Source organism: Propionivibrio sp., assembly GCF_049316945.1.
Classification (GTDB): domain Bacteria; phylum Pseudomonadota; class Gammaproteobacteria; order Burkholderiales; family Rhodocyclaceae; genus Propionivibrio.
In genome coordinates, this window is sequence record NZ_JBMOJE010000097.1 from 1 (window position 1) to 20,573 (window position 20,573).

20 protein-coding genes are annotated in these 20,573 nt (G+C 59.3%); 11 read left to right on the forward strand and 9 right to left on the reverse strand.

Annotation, left to right across the window (positions count from 1 at the left end; translation table 11 throughout):
* Positions 1 to 233 precede the first annotated feature (233 nt).
* The gene (locus ACOYNV_RS18840; RefSeq protein WP_422901349.1) at positions 234 to 2,381 is read left to right on the forward strand and encodes an ATP-binding protein; all 2,148 of its coding nucleotides are present in this window, start codon (positions 234 to 236) and stop codon (positions 2,379 to 2,381) included.
* A gap of 263 nt (positions 2,382 to 2,644) precedes the next feature.
* Entirely contained in the window at positions 2,645 to 3,133 is a 489-nt protein-coding gene (rfaE2, locus tag ACOYNV_RS18845; RefSeq protein ID WP_422901350.1) for a D-glycero-beta-D-manno-heptose 1-phosphate adenylyltransferase, read from the forward strand.
* A 103-nt stretch (positions 3,134 to 3,236) separates the two neighbouring features.
* Here the strand turns inward: rfaE2 and ACOYNV_RS18850 are convergent, their stop codons facing one another.
* From ACOYNV_RS18850 to purB, 3 genes are all read right to left on the reverse strand, one after another.
* A complete protein-coding gene (locus tag ACOYNV_RS18850; protein WP_422901351.1) occupies positions 3,237 to 4,685 on the reverse strand; it encodes a tryptophanase in 1,449 nt (482 codons plus the stop codon).
* A gap of 194 nt (positions 4,686 to 4,879) precedes the next feature.
* Entirely contained in the window at positions 4,880 to 5,170 is a 291-nt protein-coding gene (locus ACOYNV_RS18855) for a hypothetical protein (RefSeq protein WP_422901352.1), read from the reverse strand.
* A complete protein-coding gene (purB, locus tag ACOYNV_RS18860) occupies positions 5,170 to 6,537 on the reverse strand; it encodes an adenylosuccinate lyase (RefSeq protein WP_422901353.1) in 1,368 nt (455 codons plus the stop codon). The genes ACOYNV_RS18855 and purB overlap by 1 nt, the downstream gene beginning before the upstream one ends.
* Before the next feature lie 114 nt (positions 6,538 to 6,651).
* On the opposite strand from purB, the gene ACOYNV_RS18865 reads away from it, so the two are divergent.
* Positions 6,652 to 7,260 carry a glutathione S-transferase gene (locus tag ACOYNV_RS18865; RefSeq protein ID WP_422901354.1) on the forward strand — a complete coding sequence of 203 codons (609 nt, stop codon included), beginning with the start codon at positions 6,652 to 6,654 and terminating at the stop codon, positions 7,258 to 7,260.
* Positions 7,261 to 7,445: 185 nt separating this feature from the next.
* Here the strand turns inward: ACOYNV_RS18865 and ACOYNV_RS18870 are convergent, their stop codons facing one another.
* From ACOYNV_RS18870 to ACOYNV_RS18895, 6 genes are all read right to left on the reverse strand, one after another.
* The gene (locus ACOYNV_RS18870; protein WP_422901355.1) at positions 7,446 to 8,183 is read right to left on the reverse strand and encodes an SDR family oxidoreductase; all 738 of its coding nucleotides are present in this window, start codon (positions 8,181 to 8,183) and stop codon (positions 7,446 to 7,448) included.
* Positions 8,184 to 8,368: 185 nt separating this feature from the next.
* Positions 8,369 to 9,646, reverse strand: a complete 1,278-nt coding sequence (locus tag ACOYNV_RS18875) for an FAD-binding protein (protein ID WP_422901356.1) — start codon at positions 9,644 to 9,646, stop codon at positions 8,369 to 8,371.
* A 1-nt stretch (position 9,647) separates the two neighbouring features.
* A complete protein-coding gene (locus ACOYNV_RS18880) occupies positions 9,648 to 10,589 on the reverse strand; it encodes a lysylphosphatidylglycerol synthase transmembrane domain-containing protein (RefSeq protein ID WP_422901357.1) in 942 nt (313 codons plus the stop codon).
* A gap of 127 nt (positions 10,590 to 10,716) precedes the next feature.
* Positions 10,717 to 11,823, reverse strand: a complete 1,107-nt coding sequence (gene mnmA, locus ACOYNV_RS18885) for a tRNA 2-thiouridine(34) synthase MnmA (protein ID WP_422901358.1) — start codon at positions 11,821 to 11,823, stop codon at positions 10,717 to 10,719.
* Positions 11,813 to 12,385 carry a hypothetical protein gene (locus tag ACOYNV_RS18890; protein WP_422901359.1) on the reverse strand — a complete coding sequence of 191 codons (573 nt, stop codon included), beginning with the start codon at positions 12,383 to 12,385 and terminating at the stop codon, positions 11,813 to 11,815. The genes mnmA and ACOYNV_RS18890 overlap by 11 nt, the downstream gene beginning before the upstream one ends.
* Positions 12,382 to 12,828 (reverse strand): NUDIX hydrolase, encoded by a 447-nt coding sequence (locus ACOYNV_RS18895; protein WP_422901360.1) that lies wholly within the window; start codon positions 12,826 to 12,828, stop codon positions 12,382 to 12,384. The genes ACOYNV_RS18890 and ACOYNV_RS18895 overlap by 4 nt, the downstream gene beginning before the upstream one ends.
* A 104-nt stretch (positions 12,829 to 12,932) precedes the next feature.
* Between ACOYNV_RS18895 and ACOYNV_RS18900 the strand changes: the two genes are divergently transcribed.
* The 8 genes from ACOYNV_RS18900 to ACOYNV_RS18935 all read left to right on the forward strand — a co-directional run bounded on the left by ACOYNV_RS18900 (position 12,933) and on the right by ACOYNV_RS18935 (position 20,348).
* Positions 12,933 to 13,853 carry a branched-chain amino acid transaminase gene (locus ACOYNV_RS18900; protein ID WP_422901361.1) on the forward strand — a complete coding sequence of 307 codons (921 nt, stop codon included), beginning with the start codon at positions 12,933 to 12,935 and terminating at the stop codon, positions 13,851 to 13,853.
* 48 nt (positions 13,854 to 13,901) lie between these two features.
* Positions 13,902 to 14,096 (forward strand): zinc-finger domain-containing protein, encoded by a 195-nt coding sequence (locus ACOYNV_RS18905; RefSeq protein ID WP_422901362.1) that lies wholly within the window; start codon positions 13,902 to 13,904, stop codon positions 14,094 to 14,096.
* 226 nt (positions 14,097 to 14,322) lie between these two features.
* Positions 14,323 to 15,435 (forward strand): lipopolysaccharide heptosyltransferase II, encoded by a 1,113-nt coding sequence (waaF, locus tag ACOYNV_RS18910; RefSeq protein WP_422901363.1) that lies wholly within the window; start codon positions 14,323 to 14,325, stop codon positions 15,433 to 15,435.
* On the forward strand, positions 15,432 to 15,884 hold the full coding sequence (locus tag ACOYNV_RS18915; protein ID WP_422901364.1) for a YybH family protein: 453 nt from the start codon (positions 15,432 to 15,434) through the stop codon (positions 15,882 to 15,884). Before waaF ends, ACOYNV_RS18915 begins: the two co-directional genes overlap by 4 nt.
* Positions 15,881 to 16,864, forward strand: coding sequence for a hydrolase (locus ACOYNV_RS18920; protein ID WP_422901365.1), 984 nt, complete (start codon positions 15,881 to 15,883; stop codon positions 16,862 to 16,864). Before ACOYNV_RS18915 ends, ACOYNV_RS18920 begins: the two co-directional genes overlap by 4 nt.
* Before the next feature lie 297 nt (positions 16,865 to 17,161).
* On the forward strand, positions 17,162 to 18,478 hold the full coding sequence (locus ACOYNV_RS18925) for an EAL and HDOD domain-containing protein (RefSeq protein WP_422901366.1): 1,317 nt from the start codon (positions 17,162 to 17,164) through the stop codon (positions 18,476 to 18,478).
* A gap of 38 nt (positions 18,479 to 18,516) precedes the next feature.
* The gene (locus ACOYNV_RS18930) at positions 18,517 to 19,803 is read left to right on the forward strand and encodes an EAL and HDOD domain-containing protein (protein WP_422901367.1); all 1,287 of its coding nucleotides are present in this window, start codon (positions 18,517 to 18,519) and stop codon (positions 19,801 to 19,803) included.
* Positions 19,804 to 19,907: 104 nt separating this feature from the next.
* Entirely contained in the window at positions 19,908 to 20,348 is a 441-nt protein-coding gene (locus ACOYNV_RS18935) for a hypothetical protein (RefSeq protein WP_422901368.1), read from the forward strand.
* Positions 20,349 to 20,573: the final 225 nt, after the last annotated feature.

Sequence of the window (20,573 nt, forward strand, 5' to 3'; positions counted from 1 at the left end):
CGAACTGGCTCTGCATTTCCTTCGGTCAGATTCCGGGTCAAGCCCGGAATGACGGGGGGGGGTGGTCAGAACAAATTTACCGTGACGCAGGGTAGCCGCGAAGCCAGAAAGCATTATTCAACGTCGGGAAATGGAGTATTGTTTCCGTATTGGCGAACCGGGTACCATCCTGAAAAAAGCGGGCGCCTGCGCCGGGCACTGTGCCCGAACCGGAGAAAGCCTGTGAGCAGCCGATGCCACCGCCGTTGAGGACTGAAGCCGAAGCGCCGCAGCGCTCCGCCGAGGCGCTTCTGCACGAACTGCAGGCGCATCAGATCGAACTGGAGATGCAGAACGAGGCGCTGCGGGTGAGCCAGTTGGAACTGGAGAAAACCCGCGACCGCTTTATCGATCTTTACGATTATGCGCCGGTGGGTTACCTGACCCTTACCGGCAACGCCCTGGTGGCCGAGGCCAACCGCACGGCCGCCACGCTGCTCGGCGTCGAGCGCAAGCAACTGCTTGACCTGCGCTTCGACCGTTTTGTCGCCGACGCCGATCTTGGAGTCTGGCAGCGCCAGTTCGCGGGCGTGATGGCGTGCGGCGGCCGGCAAGCTTTCGAGTTGGCGTTGAGAGCCGCCGAGGGGGATTTCCACTCGCCCTCTACTCGCCATGTCCATGTGGACTGTCTGCGCGTGGAGTCTGCCGAGGCGGGTGATCCGGATGCGTTGGCACCGACGCTGCGCATGACGCTGACCGACATCACCCAGCGCAAGGCCGCCGAGGATCAACTGGGCAAGCTCTCGCTGGCCGTCGAGCAAAGCCCGGAAAGCATCGTCATCACCAACCTTTGCGGCGAGATCGAATACGTCAATGAGGCCTTTGCGCGCAATGTCGGGATCCCCCGCGAGCAACTGATCGGCCGCAACCCGCGCATCCTGAAGTCGGGCAAGACGCCACCGGCAACCTATGTCGCCCTGTGGGACGCCCTGACGCACGGGCGGCCCTGGAAGGGCGAATTCATCAATCGGCGCCAGGACGGCAGCGAATATGTCGAATTCGCCATCATCACGCCGCTGCGCCAGTCGGACGGGCGGGTTACCCATTACGTGGCGGTCAAGGAAGACATCACCGAAAAGAAGCGCATGGGCGAGGAGCTCGACCGTCACCGCCATCATCTGGAGGGGCTGGTGGTCAGCCGCACCGCCGAGCTGGCCACGGCGCGCGATTCCGCCGAGTCCGCCAACCGCGCCAAGAGCTCCTTTCTCTCCAACATGAGCCATGAAATCAGGACGCCGATGAACGGTATCCTGGGCATGGCGTATCTGTTGCGGCGTGGCGGAGTCACCCCGCTGCAGGCCGAAATGCTGGACAAGATCGATGCTTCTGGCCGTCATCTGATCAGCGTCATCAACGATATTCTCGACCTGGCCAAGATCGATGCCGACAAGCTCACGCTCGAACAGCGGGACTTCCGCCTTGCCGACGTACTCAATGCCGTATTCGCCGTGCTCGGCGACAGTGTCAGAGCCAAGGGCCTGGCCCTGCACATCGATCTCGCCAGCGTACCGCAGGCCCTCTACGGCGACGCCACGCGGCTCAGTCAGGCACTGGTGAACTACCTGAGTAACGCCCTCAAGTTTACCGAACGCGGCAGAATCACGCTCAAGGGTCGATTGATCGAGGAGACTGAAAGCGGCTACCGCTTGCGCTTCGAGATCATCGACACCGGCATTGGCCTGACGGCCGAACAGCAAAAGAACCTGTTCCAGGCCTTCGTCCAGGCCGATAGCTCGACCACGCGCAAATACGGTGGCAGCGGCCTCGGTCTGGCGCTGACACAGCGCATCGCGCAACTGATGGGCGGCGAAGTCGGCGTCGTCAGCACGCCGGGCCAGGGCAGCACCTTCTGGCTGACTGTTTGTCTGGGCAAGGCGCGGGCAGGCCTTGCCGACGGCGGCGCGGCTCTGGGCGAGTCGGCGATAGAGGCGGCAAACCGGTCGGCCGAGGTCATCCTGCAGCGCGACCATCGCGGTAGCCGCGTCCTGCTGGCCGAGGACGATACCGTCACCCAGGAGGTGATGCTCCTGTTGTTGCGCGAGGTCGGACTGGTGCCCGAGCTGGCCAAAAACGGCGTCGAGGCAGTGCGCCTGGCGGCGCAGAGCGACTATGCGCTGATCCTGATGGACATGCAGATGCCGGAGATGGACGGACTGGCCGCGACGCGCGCCATCCGCGCTTTGCCCGGCCGGCAGGCGACGCCTATCCTGGCCACGACGGCCAATGCCTTTGACGAGGATCGCCGCGCCTGCCTGGCGGCGGGCATGAACGACTTTCTTGCCAAACCGGTTGATCCGGAGCAACTGTTTGCTCTCTTGTTGCACTGGCTGGTTCGCCCGTGAATCTGGAAAAAGCAGTTCGTCCACGAAAAACACCAAAAGCACGAAAAAAATCAAGGAGATAATAAGCTGAAGATTGCCACCCAAAGGGTGAATAGAGAAAATACATCAAGCTGTTGATTTTGTTCGTCCCTCTTCAGGGAGGCTACGCGCTGTCTTTCGTGATTTTAGTGGATAGACTGAGGTTTTAGGTTTAATCGCGCGTCCCGCTTCCTGCTTCGCTCAAATGCTAGAATCGCCGCTCGTCTCACGAGGAGCCACCGCGCATGAATTTTCAGCCCCCCGCTTTTGAATCGAAGATCGTTGCCCCCGGCGACTTGGCCGCGCGTCTGGCGCATCTGCCGCGCCCGCTGGTGTTTACCAACGGCTGCTTTGACATCCTGCACCGTGGCCACGTCACCCTGCTGGCGCAAGCGCGTGCGCTCGGCCAGTCGATGCTGGTGGCCGTCAATTCGGATGCTTCGGTCAAGCGGCTGGGCAAGGGCGATGAGCGCCCGGTAAATGCGCTGGCCGACCGGCTGGCGGTGATGGCCGCGCTGGAATGCGTTTCGCTGGTCACCTGGTTCGACGAAGACACGCCGATCGCGCGCATCCTGGAGTGTCGGCCGGACGTGCTGGTCAAGGGCGGCGATTGGCCGGTAGAAAAGATCGTCGGCAGCACGGAAGTTTCCGGCAGGGGCGGCCGGGTGGTGTCGATTCCCTTCATCCATCAGAAATCGACCACGGCGCTGCTGGACAAGATACGCAAGCTTTAACTAATAAACTCTGTTTAACCACGGCGGCACGGCGAACACAGCGTAAAAAATAATGATTTGAAGTTTTTCGCCGTGCCCGCTGTGCCGCCGTGGTTAATCGCTGTTAAAGATTACTTCCCAGATCGGCCTTGAACTTCTCCAGCAGCTTGCTCTGCCAGTCACTGGTGGTGGCCAGCTTGCCGAAGAAGAAGCGCAGCATCTTCGGTTCTTCGACAAAGGTCAGCCCGCCGACCAGGTCACGGTTCTTGTACAGCCAGACGATGCGGTCGATGGCGTACTTGAGCTGCGAGAGGGTGAACACGCGGCGCGGCAAGGCCAGACGCAGCAACTCCATGTTCGAATAGACCTCGTTGCCGTTCTCGTCGCGCTGCTCGGAAACCGAGCCACGTTCCATGCCGCGCACGCTGCTCACCAGATACAGCGCCGAAGCCAGCGCACCGGCCGGATACTGCGACTGCGGGATGTGCGGCAGGAAGCGCATGGCGTCGAGGTGGCAGCCGAGACCGCCGGCCGGGGTGATGACGGGAACGCCCTGGCGGTCGAGTTCATTGACCATGTATTCGATGAACTGCGGCCCCTGGCTGACCATGTCCTCGTCCATCGTTTCTTCGAGGCCGACGGTGATCGCCTCGATTTCGCGAATCGACATGCCGCCATAGGTCAGAAAGCCCTCGTACAGCGTGACCAGTTCGCGCATCTTGAGGAAGGCTTCCTGGCTGTTGGTGCAGATGCCGCCGCCACGCGCGCAGCCGAGCTTGCGTGCCGAGAAGTAGATGATGTCGCACAGCTCGGAGATCTGCATGGTGATCTCGCGGATGCTCAGGTTCTTGCAGGCTTCTTCGCGCGTCTTGATGAAGTACAGGTTATCGGCCAGCAGGCTGGCGTCGAAGACAATCATCAAGCCGTACTTGTCGCAAACCTTGCGCACCTCGCGCAGGTTGTCCAGCGAGTGCGGCTGGCCACCGATCAGGTTGGTGCCGGTCTCGATGCGCACGTAGGCGATCTTTGCCGCGCCATTCCTGACGATGGTCTCTTCCAGCTTGTCGGTGCACATGTTGCCCTTGAACTGGCAATCGCTGGTGACCTTGAGGCCTTCGTCGATGATGATTTCCTCGACCGAGCCCCCGTTGAGAACGATGTGCGCCTTGGTCGTGGTGAAGTGATAGTTCATCGGCACGATCGAACCGGGCGTCACGAATACGCGCGAGATGATGTTCTCGGCCGCGCGCCCCTGGTGCACCGGCAGGAAATATTCCTTGCCGAACAGTTCCCTGATCTTGTTTTCGAGCTTGGTGAAGGTCGCCGAGCCGGCATAGCTGTCGTCCGACTCCATCATCGCGGCGAGTTGCTTGTCGCTCATCGCGTTGACACCGCTGTCGGTCAGCATGTCGAGGAAAATGTCGGCGTTCTTGAGCAGGAAGGTGTTGTTTCCGGCTTCGTTGAGCGCTGCGAGACGGCGTTCGATCGGCACCAGATTGAGCTTCTGGACGATGCGCACCTTGTGCATTTCGAGAGGAACGGCCTCCCCGGAGAAAAAGCTGACTTTCGACATTTGTTGCTCCCTGTTTAAGTTGTATTGATGCGATGACTACTAAAATACCGGCGCCGGGCGCAGGTTTTCTCCCTCTACTCAGGGTAAATTTGTTCTAACGCCAACCCATTTATTTACCGTCATTCCGGGCTTGACCCGGAATGACGTTGGATAGGTTAGAACAAATTTACCCTGGGTGGGGGAGGGCGTCTGTTTTATTTTCCCCGTTGCCAGACCATTCCCCAGATCATCCCCGTCGTCACACAGGCCACCACCACGCCCAAGGTTACTCCCCAGGTGGTTCGATCCGGACCGATGATCGAAGACCACACGGCGGCAACGAGGCCACCGACCATCAGGCCGAATATCCCGCCAATGTATCCGCCGCGCTTGATCGCCCCTTCCCGACCATCCTCGCCGCAACAATGCGGGCAATAAATCGAGCCGTTGGGCACTTCACGCTCGCAACCCGGACAGACCACAACCTGCGGAACGTCTTTGTCCATCAAATTCTCCTCGCCAGTTCAGCCGCCTTGCCGGTGTAACCCCACGGCGTCAGTTCGAGCAGTTCGGCCTTGGCCGCAGCCGGAATTTCCAGATCCTGGACGAAGGCCTGCATGCCCTCGCGTGAGATGCGGTTACCCCGCGTCAGTTCCTTAAGCTTTTCGTAGGGGTTGGCGATGCCGAAACGCCGCATCACTGTCTGGATCGGCTCGGCGAGGAGTTCCCAGTTGGCATCCAGATCGTTGCGCAGGCAGTCGGGATTGGCTTCGAGTTTGTTCAGGCCGCGCAGCAAAGAATCGTAGCTGAGCAGGGTGTACCCCAAGGCGACGCCCATGTTGCGCAATACCGTCGAATCGGTCAGGTCGCGCTGCCAGCGAGAGATCGGCAGTTTTTCCGAAAGATGCTTGAGCAAGGCGTTGGCCAGCCCGAGATTGCCTTCGGAGTTTTCGAAATCGATCGGATTGACCTTGTGCGGCATGGTCGACGAGCCGATCTCGCCGGCCTTGAGCTTTTGCTTGAAGAAACCGAGCGAGATATAGCCCCATACATCACGATTGAGATCGAGCATGATGGTATTGACCCGGGCAAAGGCGTCAAAAAGTTCGGCCATCGCGTCGTGCGGCTCGATCTGGATGGTGTAGGGGTTGAATTCAAGACCGAGCGATTCGACAAAGCGTTTGCAGAAACTCTCCCAGTCGTAGTCTGGATAAGCGGCGAGGTGGGCGTTGTAGTTACCGACGGCGCCATTGATCTTGCCGAGCAGGCTGACACCGGCGATACGCGAACGGCCGCGTTCAAGGCGATAGACGACGTTGGCCATTTCCTTGCCAAGGGTGGTCGGGGTCGCCGGCTGGCCATGGGTACGCGCCATCATCGGCAGATCGGCATGCTCATGCGCGAGAACGCGCAGTCGTGCCGCCACGCTGTCGAGCATGGGCAACATCGTTTCGTCGCGTGCGGCCTTGAGCATCAGCGCATGCGAGAGATTGTTGATGTCCTCGGAAGTGCATGCAAAGTGGATGAACTCCGAAACCCGCATTACCTCGGCGTTGTTTGCCAACTGCTTCTTGATCCAGTATTCCAGCGCCTTGACGTCGTGGTTGGTGACCGCCTCGATGGCCTTGACCTCGGCCGCCTGCTGGGGATCAAAGCGGGATACCAACTGGTCCAAAATCGCCACGGTGTCCGTTGAGAAGGCAGGAATCTCGGAAAAATGCGGCTCGGCTGAAAGTGCCTTGAGCCATTCGATCTCGACTTGCAGACGGCGGCGGATCAGGCCGAATTCTGAAAACTGGGCGCGTAGGGCATCAACCTTGGCGGCGTAGCGGCCATCAAGCGGTGAAAGTGCTGTAAGGGAATTGAAAGACATAAGGCTCATCCTTTGCGGTAAGCCTGCCATTTTACCCGCCCAGCAAAACCTCCAGTAAATTGATCGCTGCGGGAATGCTATAATTTTGCAGAATCATTCTCCAACAGGAAGCCAATGAAGCTTATCGGATCACCGACCAGCCCCTACGTTCGCAAGGTACGTATCGTTCTGGCCGAAAAGAAAATCGAATACGATTTCGAACTGGACTCCCCGTGGACGCCGGAGTCGAATATTCCCAACATGAATCCGTTGGGCAAGATTCCGGTGTTGGTACTTGACGATGAAACAGTTCTGTTCGATTCGCGGGTTATCAGCGAATACCTCGATAACGTTGCTCCGAACAACAAGTTGATGCCCGGCCAGAATCGCGAACGTACCGAAGTCAAGCGCTGGGAAGCGCTGGGGGATGGTATTTGCGATGCGGCGGCACTGATTTTTCTGGAGAAAAAACGGCCAGTCAAGCAGCGAAGTGCCGACTGGATCACCCGCCAGGAAAGCAAGATTATCCGGGGCCTCGAATACATGTCGGAACAACTCGGTGACAATGGCTGGTGCATGGGTACGCACTTCTCACTGGCTGATATTACCGTCGGTTGCGCGCTCGGCTACTTGGCTTTCCGCTTTCCCGAGATCGACTGGAGCGTCAAGCACACCAACCTTGCTCGCCTGTTCAACAAGCTGATGTTGCGCCCGGCGTTTGCCGACACCGTTCCACAGGGCTGATCTTTCAGGAATCCCCTGTCTGCTCAATACATCGGCCTGCAAGCCGCGTCAACAGGTGATCTACAGGGTGCATGCCGGGAGACCGGCATGAACAAACGATTCTACGGTAGCCTGCCTCAAGATGCCCGCGTTCATTGACTCACAGGCGATATCGAAGCACAGCTTGTGTGTGATGTAGCCGGGGGTTACAACGACAGTTTCTTGAACACCCGCTCCGGGATGTGCCGGATGATGGCCATGATCAACCACCAGAATCCGGGCAGATAGACCTCGTCGCTCTTATTTTCAACCGCACGGACGATGCCGCGAGCGATGGCTTCCGGTTTTGCCCACAAAGCCCCCTTGCTGAAGGCGGCTGTCATCGGCGTATCGACGAAGCCTGGCTTGATGGTCAGCACTTGTACGCCCTTCTTCGCCAGTCGATTGCGCAAGCCCTGCAGGAAGATGCTGACCATGCCCTTGGCGGCGCCATAAATGTAGTTGCTCTGCCGGCCGCGGTCACCGGCGACAGAGCTGATGACCGCCAAGCTTCCCCGTCCCTCCGCTTCGAACTTTTCCCCCAGGCGGGTAGCCAGCGCAACTACCGACAACCCATTGGTTTCGATTTCCTTGAGCGTTTTTTCAACCGAGGCTTCGCAAGCCTTCTGGTCCGGCAGCGAACCGTGAGCGATGAGTGCGACATCCAGTCCGCCCATCGCCGCTTCGGCGGCTTCCAGCATGGCCGCATGCATTGCGCTGTCGCAGGCATCCATCGTAAAACAGCCGACCGCAGCCGCACCACGCACCCGCAGGTCGGCAGCGATGGCGTCGAGCCGTGCCGCCTTGCGCCCAACCAGAAACAGCGCATCCCCACGCGCCGCCCAGAGACGCGCCGTCGCTTCTGCAATGGCCGAAGTAGCACCGACGATCAAAATCTTCTGCATAAAACCTCTCTGACACTACGATAACTTACAAACCTCAGTCTATCCACGAAAATCACGAAAGACACGAACAAAATCAATAGCTTGATGAATTTTCTCTATTCACCCTTTGGGTGGCGATCTTCAGCTAATTATCTCCTTGATTCTTTTCGTGATTTTGGTGTTTTTCGTGGACGAACTGCCTTTTTCTACGATAAAACTCGCCGGGCAAAATCCGATGAAAACTTCGGATCGATGAAGGGCAGAAACTCATTGAGGCGCGGATAGCTGCGCCGGAAAAACTCGCCGCTCATGCGTGCATCCTTGGCCGCGTAGAGCCGCCCCCCGGCGGCGCCGACAATGGCATCGAGACGATCGAACAGGGCCAGCGTCGGCGCGCCCCGATTCGGGAAATCGAGCGCCAGCGTTACGCCCGGCATCGGGAAGGACAGCAGTCCGGGGCTGGCGCGTTCGCCAAAGGTTTTCAGCACGGCGAGGAAGGAGCCCTGTCCGCTCGCCGAAATGCTGCGCAGGACATCGACCAGTGCCTCGCGTGCGGCCATTGGCAGCACCAACTGGTACTGGTAGAAACCCTGCCGGCCGTAAAGCCGGTTCCAGTGCAGGACGCCATCGAGCGGATAAAAGAATGGCGCGTAGTGCGTCACTGACGTTGCTGCCAAGGGGCGACGGTAATAGGCCTGATTGAAGGCACGCAGAGACAGGCCATTGATTAGCGAAAATGGCAGCGTCAGCGGGAAACTCAAGGGTTTCCTGGGTGCCAAGGCAAGATCGCCGTCCGCCACGTGGTCACCGCCCATGAAGATTCCGCGCGGCGTTGACGCCAGGCAGTCGATCCACGCCACCGTATATTCGTGCCGTGCTTCGGCGATTGTGTTGAGGGCAAAAAACTCGTCCAGCCCGCTAAAACGGGTGTTCTCGACAGCGATACCTGTGCCGGAAATCCGCTTCAATTCCATCTCGACCCAGGTAATCAGGCCGGTCAGCCCGAGCCCGCCAATCGTCGCCGCGAACCAGTCGGCGTTTTCGCCGGACGAACAAATCCGGCGGGAACCATCGGACCGCAACAGTTCGAAGCGCCGTACATGGCAGCCGAAAGTTCCGGCGCCGTGATGGTTCTTGCTATGCACGTCGTTGGCGATGGCGCCGCCGACGGTGACGAAGCGCGTTCCCGGTGTCACCGGCAGGAACCAGCCGCGCGGCACGAACACCTCGAGAATCTCCGAGAGCAGGACACCGGCTTCACAGCTCAGCACGCCGCTGGCCTCGTCAAACGCGATGAACCGATCCATTCCGCGCGTGTGCAGCAGGGTGGCGCCGCTGTTCAGGCCGACATCGCCATAACTGCGACCGTTGCCATAGGCCAGCAAGCTGCGGTCAATGCTGGGCAGGGCGGCAGCGCGATCAACCCACCAGCGCTCGTCGAGCGCTGGTTTTGCCGGCAATTGACCCCAGGAACGTAGCGCCATTTCAGCGCTGCCTGGCCAAGAAAACAGCACCGAGCCCGACGGCAAACCACAACGTTGCCAGACGACAGATGAGCGTCGCCGTCACCGCCGCCGGCTCGGGAAAACCATTCAGCACCAACAGGCCGATCATCACCGCCTCGCTACTGCCCAGACCGCCGGGCAGAAAGGAAAGCCCGCCGACCAGCATGGCAAAAGCGTAGATGAACACCGCCGTCGTGATCGGCAGCGGATGCCCGAGCGCAGAGAGCAGCCACCAGAAGCCGAAGCCTTCGGCAAACCAGGCAACTACACCAATCAATAGCCCCATCGACATCGCCGGCAGCGAAAAACAGCGGCGAAAATGCAGGATGATCTCGCACAGACGAACGATGAGTTTCGCCCATTTCTGCGTCCTGACCATGGCCCAGCGGTCAATGGCCGCAATCAACGCCGTCCACTGCACCAGCACAAGGGAAAGAATAACTCCGCCCAGCGCCAGGCCGACCACCGGTCGCGCCGGAGCGTAAGCCCACAGGCCGATGGCGGCAAGCACGAGAATCGACAGCAGATCGCTGGCCCGCTCGGCAAAGAAGGCGGCAATGCTGGCTGCCGCCGGTACGCCATGCGGTTTGAGGAGCACCGAACGCATCATCTCGCCAAGCTTGCCGGGGCTGGTGGTCAGGGCAAAACCGGAAAAATAGACATCGAGGTTGATCCGCCAGGCCACCGGCGCCTCCAGCAACGCCAGGTAACGCCCCCAGCGCACGAAACGCAGCAGGTAATTGCTCAGCGAGAGCGCCAGCAAACCGAAAATGACAAAAGGACCGACCTGAACCACGGCGGCAACCACTTCCCGCCAACCCGCCCACAGCGAAAGGCCAAGGTAACCCAGCGCGGCCAGCGCCACGCTCCACAACACGGCGCGTAGCGGCAGCTTCGGGGCAATGAAGGATTTCAAAGGCAAGCGCTTTCAACGCAGAGGGCGCAGAGGCGCAGAGAACGCAAAGTTTTTTCACAAGGCAGCTTCTTGATGTTTTTCTCTGCGTACTCTGCGCCTCTGCGTACTCTGCGTCGAAAGAGGTTTCTTGCTCTCAAACGATCACGCCCCCGCCCAGACAAACCCGGCTCTCGTACACCACCGCCGATTGCCCCGGCGTTACCGCCCATTGCGCTTCGGCAAAGCGGATCAGGCAGGAAGCGGCATCGATGCGTTCGATCTCGCACGGCGCATCGGCCTGCCGGTAGCGCGTCTTGGCGCCATAAACCCAGTGCGGGTGCGGCATTTCGCCGGAGATCCACGACAGTTGATCGGCGTTCAGTTGATCGACCAGCAGGGCCGGGTGATCATGTCTTTGCACAACATAAAGGACGTTGTTGACCATGTCCTTGCGGGCCACGAACCAGGCGTCGTGCTCACCGTCCTTGGCGTAATTTTTCGTTCCGCCGATATGCAGGCCCTTGCGCTGGCCGATGGTGTGAAAGGTCAGGCCGTCGTGTTCGCCGAGCACGCGTTCGTCGTCAAGGCAGCGAATTTCGCCCTTCTTCGGCGGCAGATAGCGCATCAGGAATTCCTTGAACGGTCGTTCGCCGATGAAGCAGATGCCGGTCGAATCTTTTTTGACGGCCACGTGAAGATCGGCTTGCAGAGCCATTCTCCGGACATCGCGCTTGTAAATGTCGGCCAGCGGAAACAGCGTCTTCGACAACTGTTGCTGGTTCAGTCGGTGCAGGAAGTAGCTCTGATCCTTGGTGCCGTCCTCGGCCTTGAGCAACTGGAACTTGCCGTCGAACTCGCGCACCCCGGCGTAGTGGCCGGTGGCGATCTTCTCGGCGCCAAGCGTCAGCGCATGTTCGAGAAAGGCACGGAACTTGATCTCGGAGTTGCACAACACATCGGGATTCGGCGTGCGGCCGGCCTGGTATTCCTTGAGGAATTCGGCGAAGACGCGCTCCTTGTACTCCTTGGCGAAATTCACCACTTCTACGTCGATGCCGATCTTGTCGGCCACGCTCATCACGTCGATCAGATCCTGGCGCGACGAGCAATATTCATCGGTATCGTCGTCCTCCCAGTTCTTCATGAACAGGCCGATCACGTTCCAGCCCTGTTCCTTCAGCAGCAGCGCCGCCACCGAGGAATCGACGCCGCCGGACAAGCCGACAACAACGGTCTTGCCCTTGTTCTCACTAATAACCATTCGGATTTTCCCCCGCGCGCCATAGCGCCAGCGGCATCACCACTGCCGGTTGGCCGTTATCAAAAAACCAGCTATCCACCACGTAACGCTCCGGCAGTTCGCCCTGTTTCGCTGGCCCCGCTTGTTCAACTTCCTCGATCTGCGCCGAGAAGTGGTCAAAGATCAGGAGCCGCCGCCGCAAGACTGGATCAAGCACCCGGTGATAATGCAGCCATCCCTGTTTCTCCATCAGCCGCAGCAGTCGCGTCGTGGTCGTCGAATGGTCGATGCAATCCATCTTGCCGTACACCGCATCGTCGGCGTAGTTGCCGCCACGATCGGCCGAAATCGCCGACTGCTGGCCGGCCCAGCCGAGCAGGCGGCCTACGGCAGTGCTGATGCCATCACGTTCCTGTGCTGCATCGTGCGCCTCTCCCAGCAGCAAGCCAAGCACGCGCAACTGCTCGTCGCTATAGACAATTTCCGCCTGTGTCAAGCAACCGTAGTTGAAGCAGATGGAAACCCGTTCATCAGCTCCCGCAGACAGTGAACACAGCAGCAGAAAGCAGCCCAGTAACTTCATTCGTAGTGCGTAATCAGTTCAAGTGGATAGCGCTTTCCTGCCAGCCAGTCCTCAATGCAGCGCAGAATCAGCGGGCTGCGGTGCCGCGCTTCGAGGGCGCGTATTTCCTCTAGCGTCAGCCAGTGTGCGGCGATGATTCCGTCGTCCAGTGGGCGTTGTGTATCATGCCCGTCGATCTCGCCGCCGAAGGCAAAACGCAGGTAGGTCACGTCCTTGGCTGCGTTGCGCCAGTTATAGACGCCTACCAGATACTTCGGAACGAAGCTGTAGGCCGTTTCTTCCAGCGCCTCACGGATCACCGCAGCGGTCAGCGACTCCCCGCATTCGAGGTGGCCTGCCGGCTGGTTGAATCGAATTCCTTCATTGGTTTCCTCCTCGACGAGCAAAAACTTTCCGGCACGTTCGACGACGGCGGCGACCGTGGTATTGGGTTTCCAGATCATGGTGGGCTTCGAGAGGATGCAAGAGGCACATTTTACCGCCAACCGGGGGGCAAAATCGGCTAGAATTTCGCTTTCAAAATTTGCGACAGAGGGAGATAAAAACCATGTCAATGGCGGATCGCGACGGATTCATCTGGCACGACGGCAAGCTGGTGCCGTGGCGCGAGGCTACCACCCACGTACTGACCCACACGCTGCACTACGGCATGGGCGTTTTCGAGGGTATTCGCGCCTACAAGGCCGACAAAGGCACCGCCATTTTCCGCCTCGACGAGCATATCGACCGCCTGTTCAACTCGGCCCATATCTTCCAGATGAAAATGCCGTATGACAAGGCCACCCTGACCGAAGCGCACAAGGAAGTCGTACGTTCCAACAAACTCGAATCCTGCTACATCCGCCCGATTGTCTTCTATGGTTCGGAAGCGATGGGCATCGCCGCCACCGCCATCAGCACGCACGTCGCTGTCGCCGCCTGGCCGTGGGGTGCTTACCTCGGTGCCGACGGCATGGAGAAAGGTATTCGCGTCAAGACCTCTTCCTTCACCCGTCACCACGTGAACGTCAATATGTGCCGCTCCAAATCGGTCGGCACCTACACCAACTCGATCCTGGCGCACCAGGAAGTCGCCCACGACGGTTACGACGAAGCCTTGCTGCTCGACGTTGACGGCTACGTCGCCGAAGGTGCCGGAGAAAACGTTTTTCTGGTCAAGAAGGGCAAGTTGTACACGCCGGATCTCACCTCCTGCCTTGAGGGCATCACGCGTGCTTCGGTACTCACGCTGGCCGACGATCTCGGCATCCAGGTGATCGAGAAGCGCATCACGCGCGACGAAGTCTATTGCGCCGACGAAGCATTTTTCACCGGCACCGCGGCTGAAGTCACGCCGATCCGCGAACTCGACAACCGGCAGATCGGCGTAGGCCATCGCGGCCCGGTCACCGCCCGGATACAGAGCCTTTTCTTCGACTGCGTCAATGGCCGAGTGCCGGCGCATGAGGACTGGCTCAGTTACATTTGATGCTTACGTTTGACAACCGTTTAATTCCAGATCGCAAGGTTCTGCTCCATGGCTGAAAATACTGCATCGAAAGTAATCGAAGTTACTGCACATGACCTGCCGCTGCACTGCCCGATGCCGGACGCGCCGCTCTGGTCACGCCATCCGCGCGTTTTTCTCGACGTCACCCATACCGGCGATGCCGTCTGCCCCTATTGCAGCGCGCACTATGTCTTCAAGGGCGAAGCGCCCAAGGGGCATTGAAGCAGTGAGAGGTTGTGAAAATATCAAGAATCCACCGCAGAGGCGCACCCCAAGGGTATTTCCTACGGGGCACAAAGGCGCAGAGGAAACGCAGAGGAACCCCATTGTTTTTAAAGGTTTTCTCTGCGAAACCTCTGCGGCTCTGCATTTCCTTCGGTCACCTTTGCGCCTCTGCGGTGGGTGTTCAGGCATTTTTTCACAACCTCTGAGGAGACGGGAGTAAGGAGTGAAGAGTGGCCCCCCGGAAACCGGAGAGACTGTTTCAACTCCTCACTCCTCACCCCTCACTCTTGACTGTACCAAAGCACTGGTTGTCGCTCCCGCCTGGATTGGCGACACAGTCATGGCGCAGCCGCTGTTCAGGCGGCTGCACGAAAACACGCCAGGGTTGCGACTCGACGCCCTCGCACCGAGCTGGGTGGCTCCCGTCATGCAACGCATGCCCGAAATCGGGCAAATCATCGGCAATCCCTTCGCGCACGGCGAACTTTCCCTCACAGCGCGTTACCGTCTGGCACGCCAACTGGCTCAAGCCGGCTACCAGCGCGCCTACATCCTGCCCAATTCGCTCAAGTCCGCGCTCATTCCCTTTCTGGCCGGCATTCCGGAACGTGTCGGGTTCACCGGCGAGTCGCGCTACGGTCTGATCAACTATCGTCATACCCTGGACAAAATCGCCCTGCCGCAAATGGCCGAGCGCTTCGCGCAACTTGCCGAACCGCTCGGGGCGCCGTTATCCAGGCCACTCTCGCAGCCACGCCTGGCGTCAAGTAGCGAACAGCAGGCAGAAACGCTCAAGGCTCTCGGTATCCAGCGCACGGAAAAAGTGGCGGTTTTCTGCCCCGGGGCCGAATACGGCCTGGCCAAGCGCTGGCCGGCCGCTCATTTCGCGACGCTGGCCGATGAACTGGCGCGGCGCGGCTACGCGGTCTGGCTGCTTGGCGCACCGAAAGACAAGGCGGTCGGCGACGAAATTGTCCGCCTGGCGGCAGCGGCCACCGCTCCAAAAAACCTCTGCGGCAACACCTCGCTGACGCAGGCCATTGACCTCATCGCTGCTTCCAGCTTTGTCGTCTGCAACGATTCCGGTCTGATGCACGTCGCGGCTGCGCTGGACCGGCCACTGGTCGCCATTTATGGATCATCTTCGCCCGGTTTTACGCCGCCGCTTTCGGCACGAGCGAAAATCATCAGCCTCAATCTCGACTGCAGTCCGTGCTTCAAGCGCGAGTGTCCGCTCGGTCACCTCGACTGCCTGAACAGACTTGAGCCACAGCGGGTGCTCGACGCCTGCCTTGACGTTCCCCCTTTAACGCTCACCCGACGGGAGCTGCCATGACTATTATTTTCACCTCCGCCGAAGACGCTGAAGATGCCTTTTATGACGCCATTGGCCGTGGCGATCTCGATGCGCTGATGAATGTCTGGGCCGAAGACGAGGAAATCGTTTGCATTCACCCGACCGGGCAACGGCTGATGGGACCGATGGCGATCCGCGACAGCTGGCGTGCAATCCTGACCAATAATCCTCGTCTCATCGTGCGCATCAAGCGCAGCATTCGCTGGAAAGGCCTGCTGATCTCCGTCCATAGCATTGTCGAAACGCTCTACCTCGGCGACGAACCGACACCGCACGGCCCGATGTTATCCACCAACGTATTTCAGCGCGGTGCCATTGGCTGGCGCCTGCTCTCGCACCACTCTTCTGCCGCCGCAGATACCTACATCGCGGAGAGCGCGGAGGCGGACAGCGAGCCACGCAACGGCATCGTGCGCACCCTGCATTGATTGCCTACGCTGCGCCGACCTGGCTCCCCGGCGGCCATCTCCAGACCATCTACCCGCTGCTGATCAAGCCCGGTCCGTACCCTTACCGGCGAGAGCGCTGGGAAACGCCGGACCAGGACTTCATTGACCTCGACTGGAACGAAACAGCGACTTCTACGCTGGGTAACGAAAAAACGCCGCTGGTAGCACCGCTTGTTGCTCTTTTCCACGGTCTTGAAGGCAGTTCGAGCAGCCATTATGCACTGGCTCTGATGCACGCGTTGACGGCCATCGGCTGGGGTGGCGTGGTGATCCATTTTCGTGGCTGCTCCGGCGAACCCAACCGGCTGCCGCGCGCCTACCACTCAGGCGACAGCGAAGAAATCCACTGGATACTGCACCGACTGAAACAACGTCACCCGGATCGACCGCTTTACGCGGTCGGCGTCTCGCTCGGCGGCAATGCCCTGCTCAAATGGCTGGGAGAGAGGGAATCATCCGCAACCCGCTTGCTCTGCGGCGCTGCGGCGATCAGCGCACCGCTCGACCTCGCCGCCTGCGGCCACCACTTGGCAAGTGGTTTCAATCGCGTCTACACGAAGCACTTTCTGCAAACGCTCAAGCAAAGTTCGGCGGCCAAATTGCAGCGCTTTCCCGGCTTGTTTAACGAACAGCGCATGCGCCAAGCTGCCACCCTTTACCAATTCGACGATGTGGTGACCGGACCGCTGCACGGCTTTGCCGGGGCCGAGGACTACTGGCGACGCGCTTCAAGCAAGCCCTGGCTGGCCGCCATCCGCCTGCCGACGCTGGTGCTCAACGCGCTGAACGACCCGTTCCTGCCGTCCCACGCGCTACCGAGGCCCGATCAGGTTGCCGCTGCGGTGAAGCTCGAACTCCCGCGCGAAGGCGGACACGTCGGCTTTGTTACCGGTAGCCTTCCCGGACGACTCGACTGGCTGCCGCATCGCCTGCTGCATTTCTTTCAGCACGAAGTTTGATCTGGAGAGGGACGGCAACCATGCCACAAGGCAATGAATACGGACGTCTTCTGGACGAATGCCCGGCAAGCCAATATCCATCAGTGTCTTCAGGCATGCCATTGGTAGATCGCCTATTGACGGGCGTTGCAGGCGCATTCTCTGCGACCGGGTCACGATGTCGTCACCAACTTTTTTCAGTCTGAAGCCTGGCTGACAACGTGCCAATGGACTAACCGGGTTAAACGTTCTTCCCTTGGTAGTGCTAAGATTTGCAATTGACCATCAGGCCGCGCCCGAACGCCAACGAGGAAAAATATGCCCGACCACGACCTGCAGGAAGTATTCCTCGGCCGCCAGCCGATTCTGGATCGCAGCCAGCAATTGTTCGCCTATGAACTGCTCTTTCGTAGCGGCAGTGCGGAGAACGGGAACTTTGCCAGCTTTGTCGATGGCAATCAGGCGACCGCCACCGTCATTACCAATGCCTTTACCGAGTTTTCGATGGCCGACGCCCTCGGCCCTTATCAAGGCTTCATCAAGGTTGACCACGGACTGCTCTTCAGCGATCTGATCAATGCCCTGCCGCCGCATTCCGTCGTACTCGAGATCCTCGAAACCGTTGCCCAGACCCCTGAAATGCTTGCGCGCTGCGAGCAATTGCGTGGCGAAGGATTCGTTCTGGCGGTCCGGGAGCGGCCCGAATCACTCGACCAGTCCCGCCCGCTACTCAAGCTCGCCCAGGTCATAAAAGTCGATATTAGTCGCGTTGATCCCGCCCGGCTGAAGCAACTGGCCAATAACCTCAAACCGCTGGGCAAGTCGATTCTTGCTGAAAAGGTCGAAAGCAACGAGCAGATGCAGCTTTGCCATTCGCTCGGCTTCGATCTTTTCCAGGGCTACTATTTTGCGCACCCCACCGTTATGCACGGCAAGCATCTGCAGAGTTCCGAACTCTCGTTGCTGCGTCTGCTCGGACTGCTGAGCCAGGAAGCCGACATTGCCGAGGTAGAGAAGATATTCAAACAGGAGCCGGTGTTGACGATCAATTTGCTGCGCCTGACCAACTCCGCCGGCAGCGGAATGGCGACAAGAATCACCTCGCTGCGTCACGCCATTACCCTGCTAGGACGTCGGCAACTTTTGCGCTGGCTGCAACTCCTGCTCTACAGTGGCGCCTCAGGCTCAACACAAACGGTCAACCCGCTGCTGCAACTGGCCGCCACTCGTGGGCGCCTGATGGAACTGCTGGTCGACCGGACGCCGGGGGCCAAGGCCGGCGGCCGTGATCTCATTGACCAGGCCTACATGGTAGGCATCCTGTCGCTGATGCCGACACTGGTCGGCACCAGCATGTCCGAAATCCTCGCGCAATTGCCGGTGGCCCGCCCGGTTCATGATGCGCTGGCCGATCACTCCGGGGCACTGGGTGACCTGCTAAGCCTGGTCGAGTTGTTGGAAGGATCGCTGGAAGGATCGCTGGAAGGATCGCTGGAAGTTTCGGTGCCGGTGGATGGTGGTGCCAAGGCAAAAAGCCTGCTGCAGCGATTGCCCGGAATCGATGCCAAATTTGCCAATAGCTGCCTGACCAGTGCGCTGACCTGGGCCAACAATCTTGCACGCGAATCATCCTGAGCCTGTCTTGCTGAATCGCCAAGGTGCTACCCAAACCAATGCCTGGAACCCATAGTTCACAAATATTTCTTGGCCGCCAACCGATTCTTGGGCGCGAGCAGCAGTTGCTCGCCTACGAGTTGCTTTTTCGCGATGGCCTGATCACCACCGGCAACCACGCCAACGTGCTCGACCCGACCTACGCCACGGCGATGGTGATCGCCAATGCCTTTACCGAATTCTCAATCGGCGGCGTACTCGGCCCCTATCGCGGCTACATCAATATCAACCATGAACTCCTGTTCAGCGACCTGATTGAAGCGCTTCCGCCGGAACTGGTTGCCCTGGAAATTCTCGAAAACATCCTGCCCGCGCCGGAGGTCATTGCCCGTTGCCAGCAACTTCACGACAGGGGGTTCACCCTGGCTGTCGATGACATCGTTCAGGTTGACGAGGCGTATCGTCCGCTGCTGGCATTGGCCGACATCATCAAGGTCGATATCACCGCCCTGGATGCCGACCGCTTGTGCGCACTGGTTACCGAGCTCAAGACGTTTGGCAAGAAACTGCTCGCCGAGAAGGTGGAATCAGTAGAGCAACTGACCCTGTGCCAAAGCCTCGGCTTCGATCTGTTTCAGGGCTATTATTTTGCCAAGCCGACCATCATCGTCGGGAAAAAACTCAATCCCTCGCAACTGGCGCTCGTGCATCTGCTCGCTCTGGTCATGGAAGACGCCGACACCAGCGCCATAGAGAACGCCTTCAAGCTCGAACCGGGACTGACCATCAACATGCTGCGCCTGACCAATTCAGTCAGCAGCGGCCTGTCGACCAGAATCACCTCGCTGCGGCACGCCATAACGATTCTTGGCCGCCGGCAGTTGCAGCGCTGGTTGCAACTCCTGATCTACACCAATCCCAAGGGCACGACGCAGGGCATTAACCCGCTGCTGCAGTTGGCCGCAACCCGCGGGCGGCTGATGGAACTGCTGGCCGACCGCCTGCAGTCGAGAAACCACGAGTTTTCGGATCAAGCCTTCATGGTCGGCATCATGTCGCTGATGCCCGCTCTGCTTGGCATGGCGATGGAGGACATTCTCGCTCAGTTGCCCGTCGCCCAACGTGTCAAGCAGGCGCTGACCGAGAATGCCGAACATAGTGGTCTGCACGGCCAACTTCTGAACCTGGTTGCCGCCACCGAACAAACCGATCCGCTCGTGCTTGATGAAGCCCTGCACCAACTGCATGGGATCAATGCCGATTTTCTTGGCAATTGCCTCACAAAAGCCTTGTCCTGGGCCAACAACCTTGGTCAACAGCAGACCACCGCAGCCAGTGGGCAATAGCCCTCTTCGCCTGCTCAATCCAGATGAGTGACTCAGCCATCAACGACGCCCTTCTCAGTCGTCAGCCGGTTCTCGACAAGCAGCAGGAACTCGTCGGTTAGGAGTTGACGCTCCAGCCGAACCCGGACGCGCTGAACCCGTCGGCTCACGACCGGTCACGTGCGGCCACGCTGGTTTGCGCCACCTACGCCGAACTCGGCATACGCAGCGCACTGGGGCGAAGCACGGCATTCCTGCCGGTCGACCTGGATTTTCTTCACGACAATGCGATCGAGGCGCTGCCGTCCGACGCCGTCGTTTTTGAACTCGTTCTCGATGCCGCGTCGGACGGGAGCACTCTCGACCGCTGCCGCACCCTGCGTGAACGACACTATTCGCTGGCACTGGGCAACTACGCTGGACTTGATGAGCGTAGCCGACCCTTGCTGACCATGCTCGACGTTATCAAGATCGACATCAGCCAATACGACGATGCGATGCTGAACGACCTCGCCGGCCCGCTGACAAAACTTCCGCTCAAGCTGTTAGGAGCGGCTACGAAATAACTTCCCGATTTTATCTTCTCACCTGCATTGATCGCGCAATCCAGATGATCACCAAAGCAGAAGCACGACACTGCCATCGATTCGCTTCGGCAACAAGCTGAATAAGGAATCATCGCTGAAAGCCGCGTCGATAGGCGTTCTACAACAATGACGCCAGAAGAGTCAATGAATACGCCACTCTTCAGGCACGCATGCTGTAGATTCCCTATCCATGCGCCCCGCAGT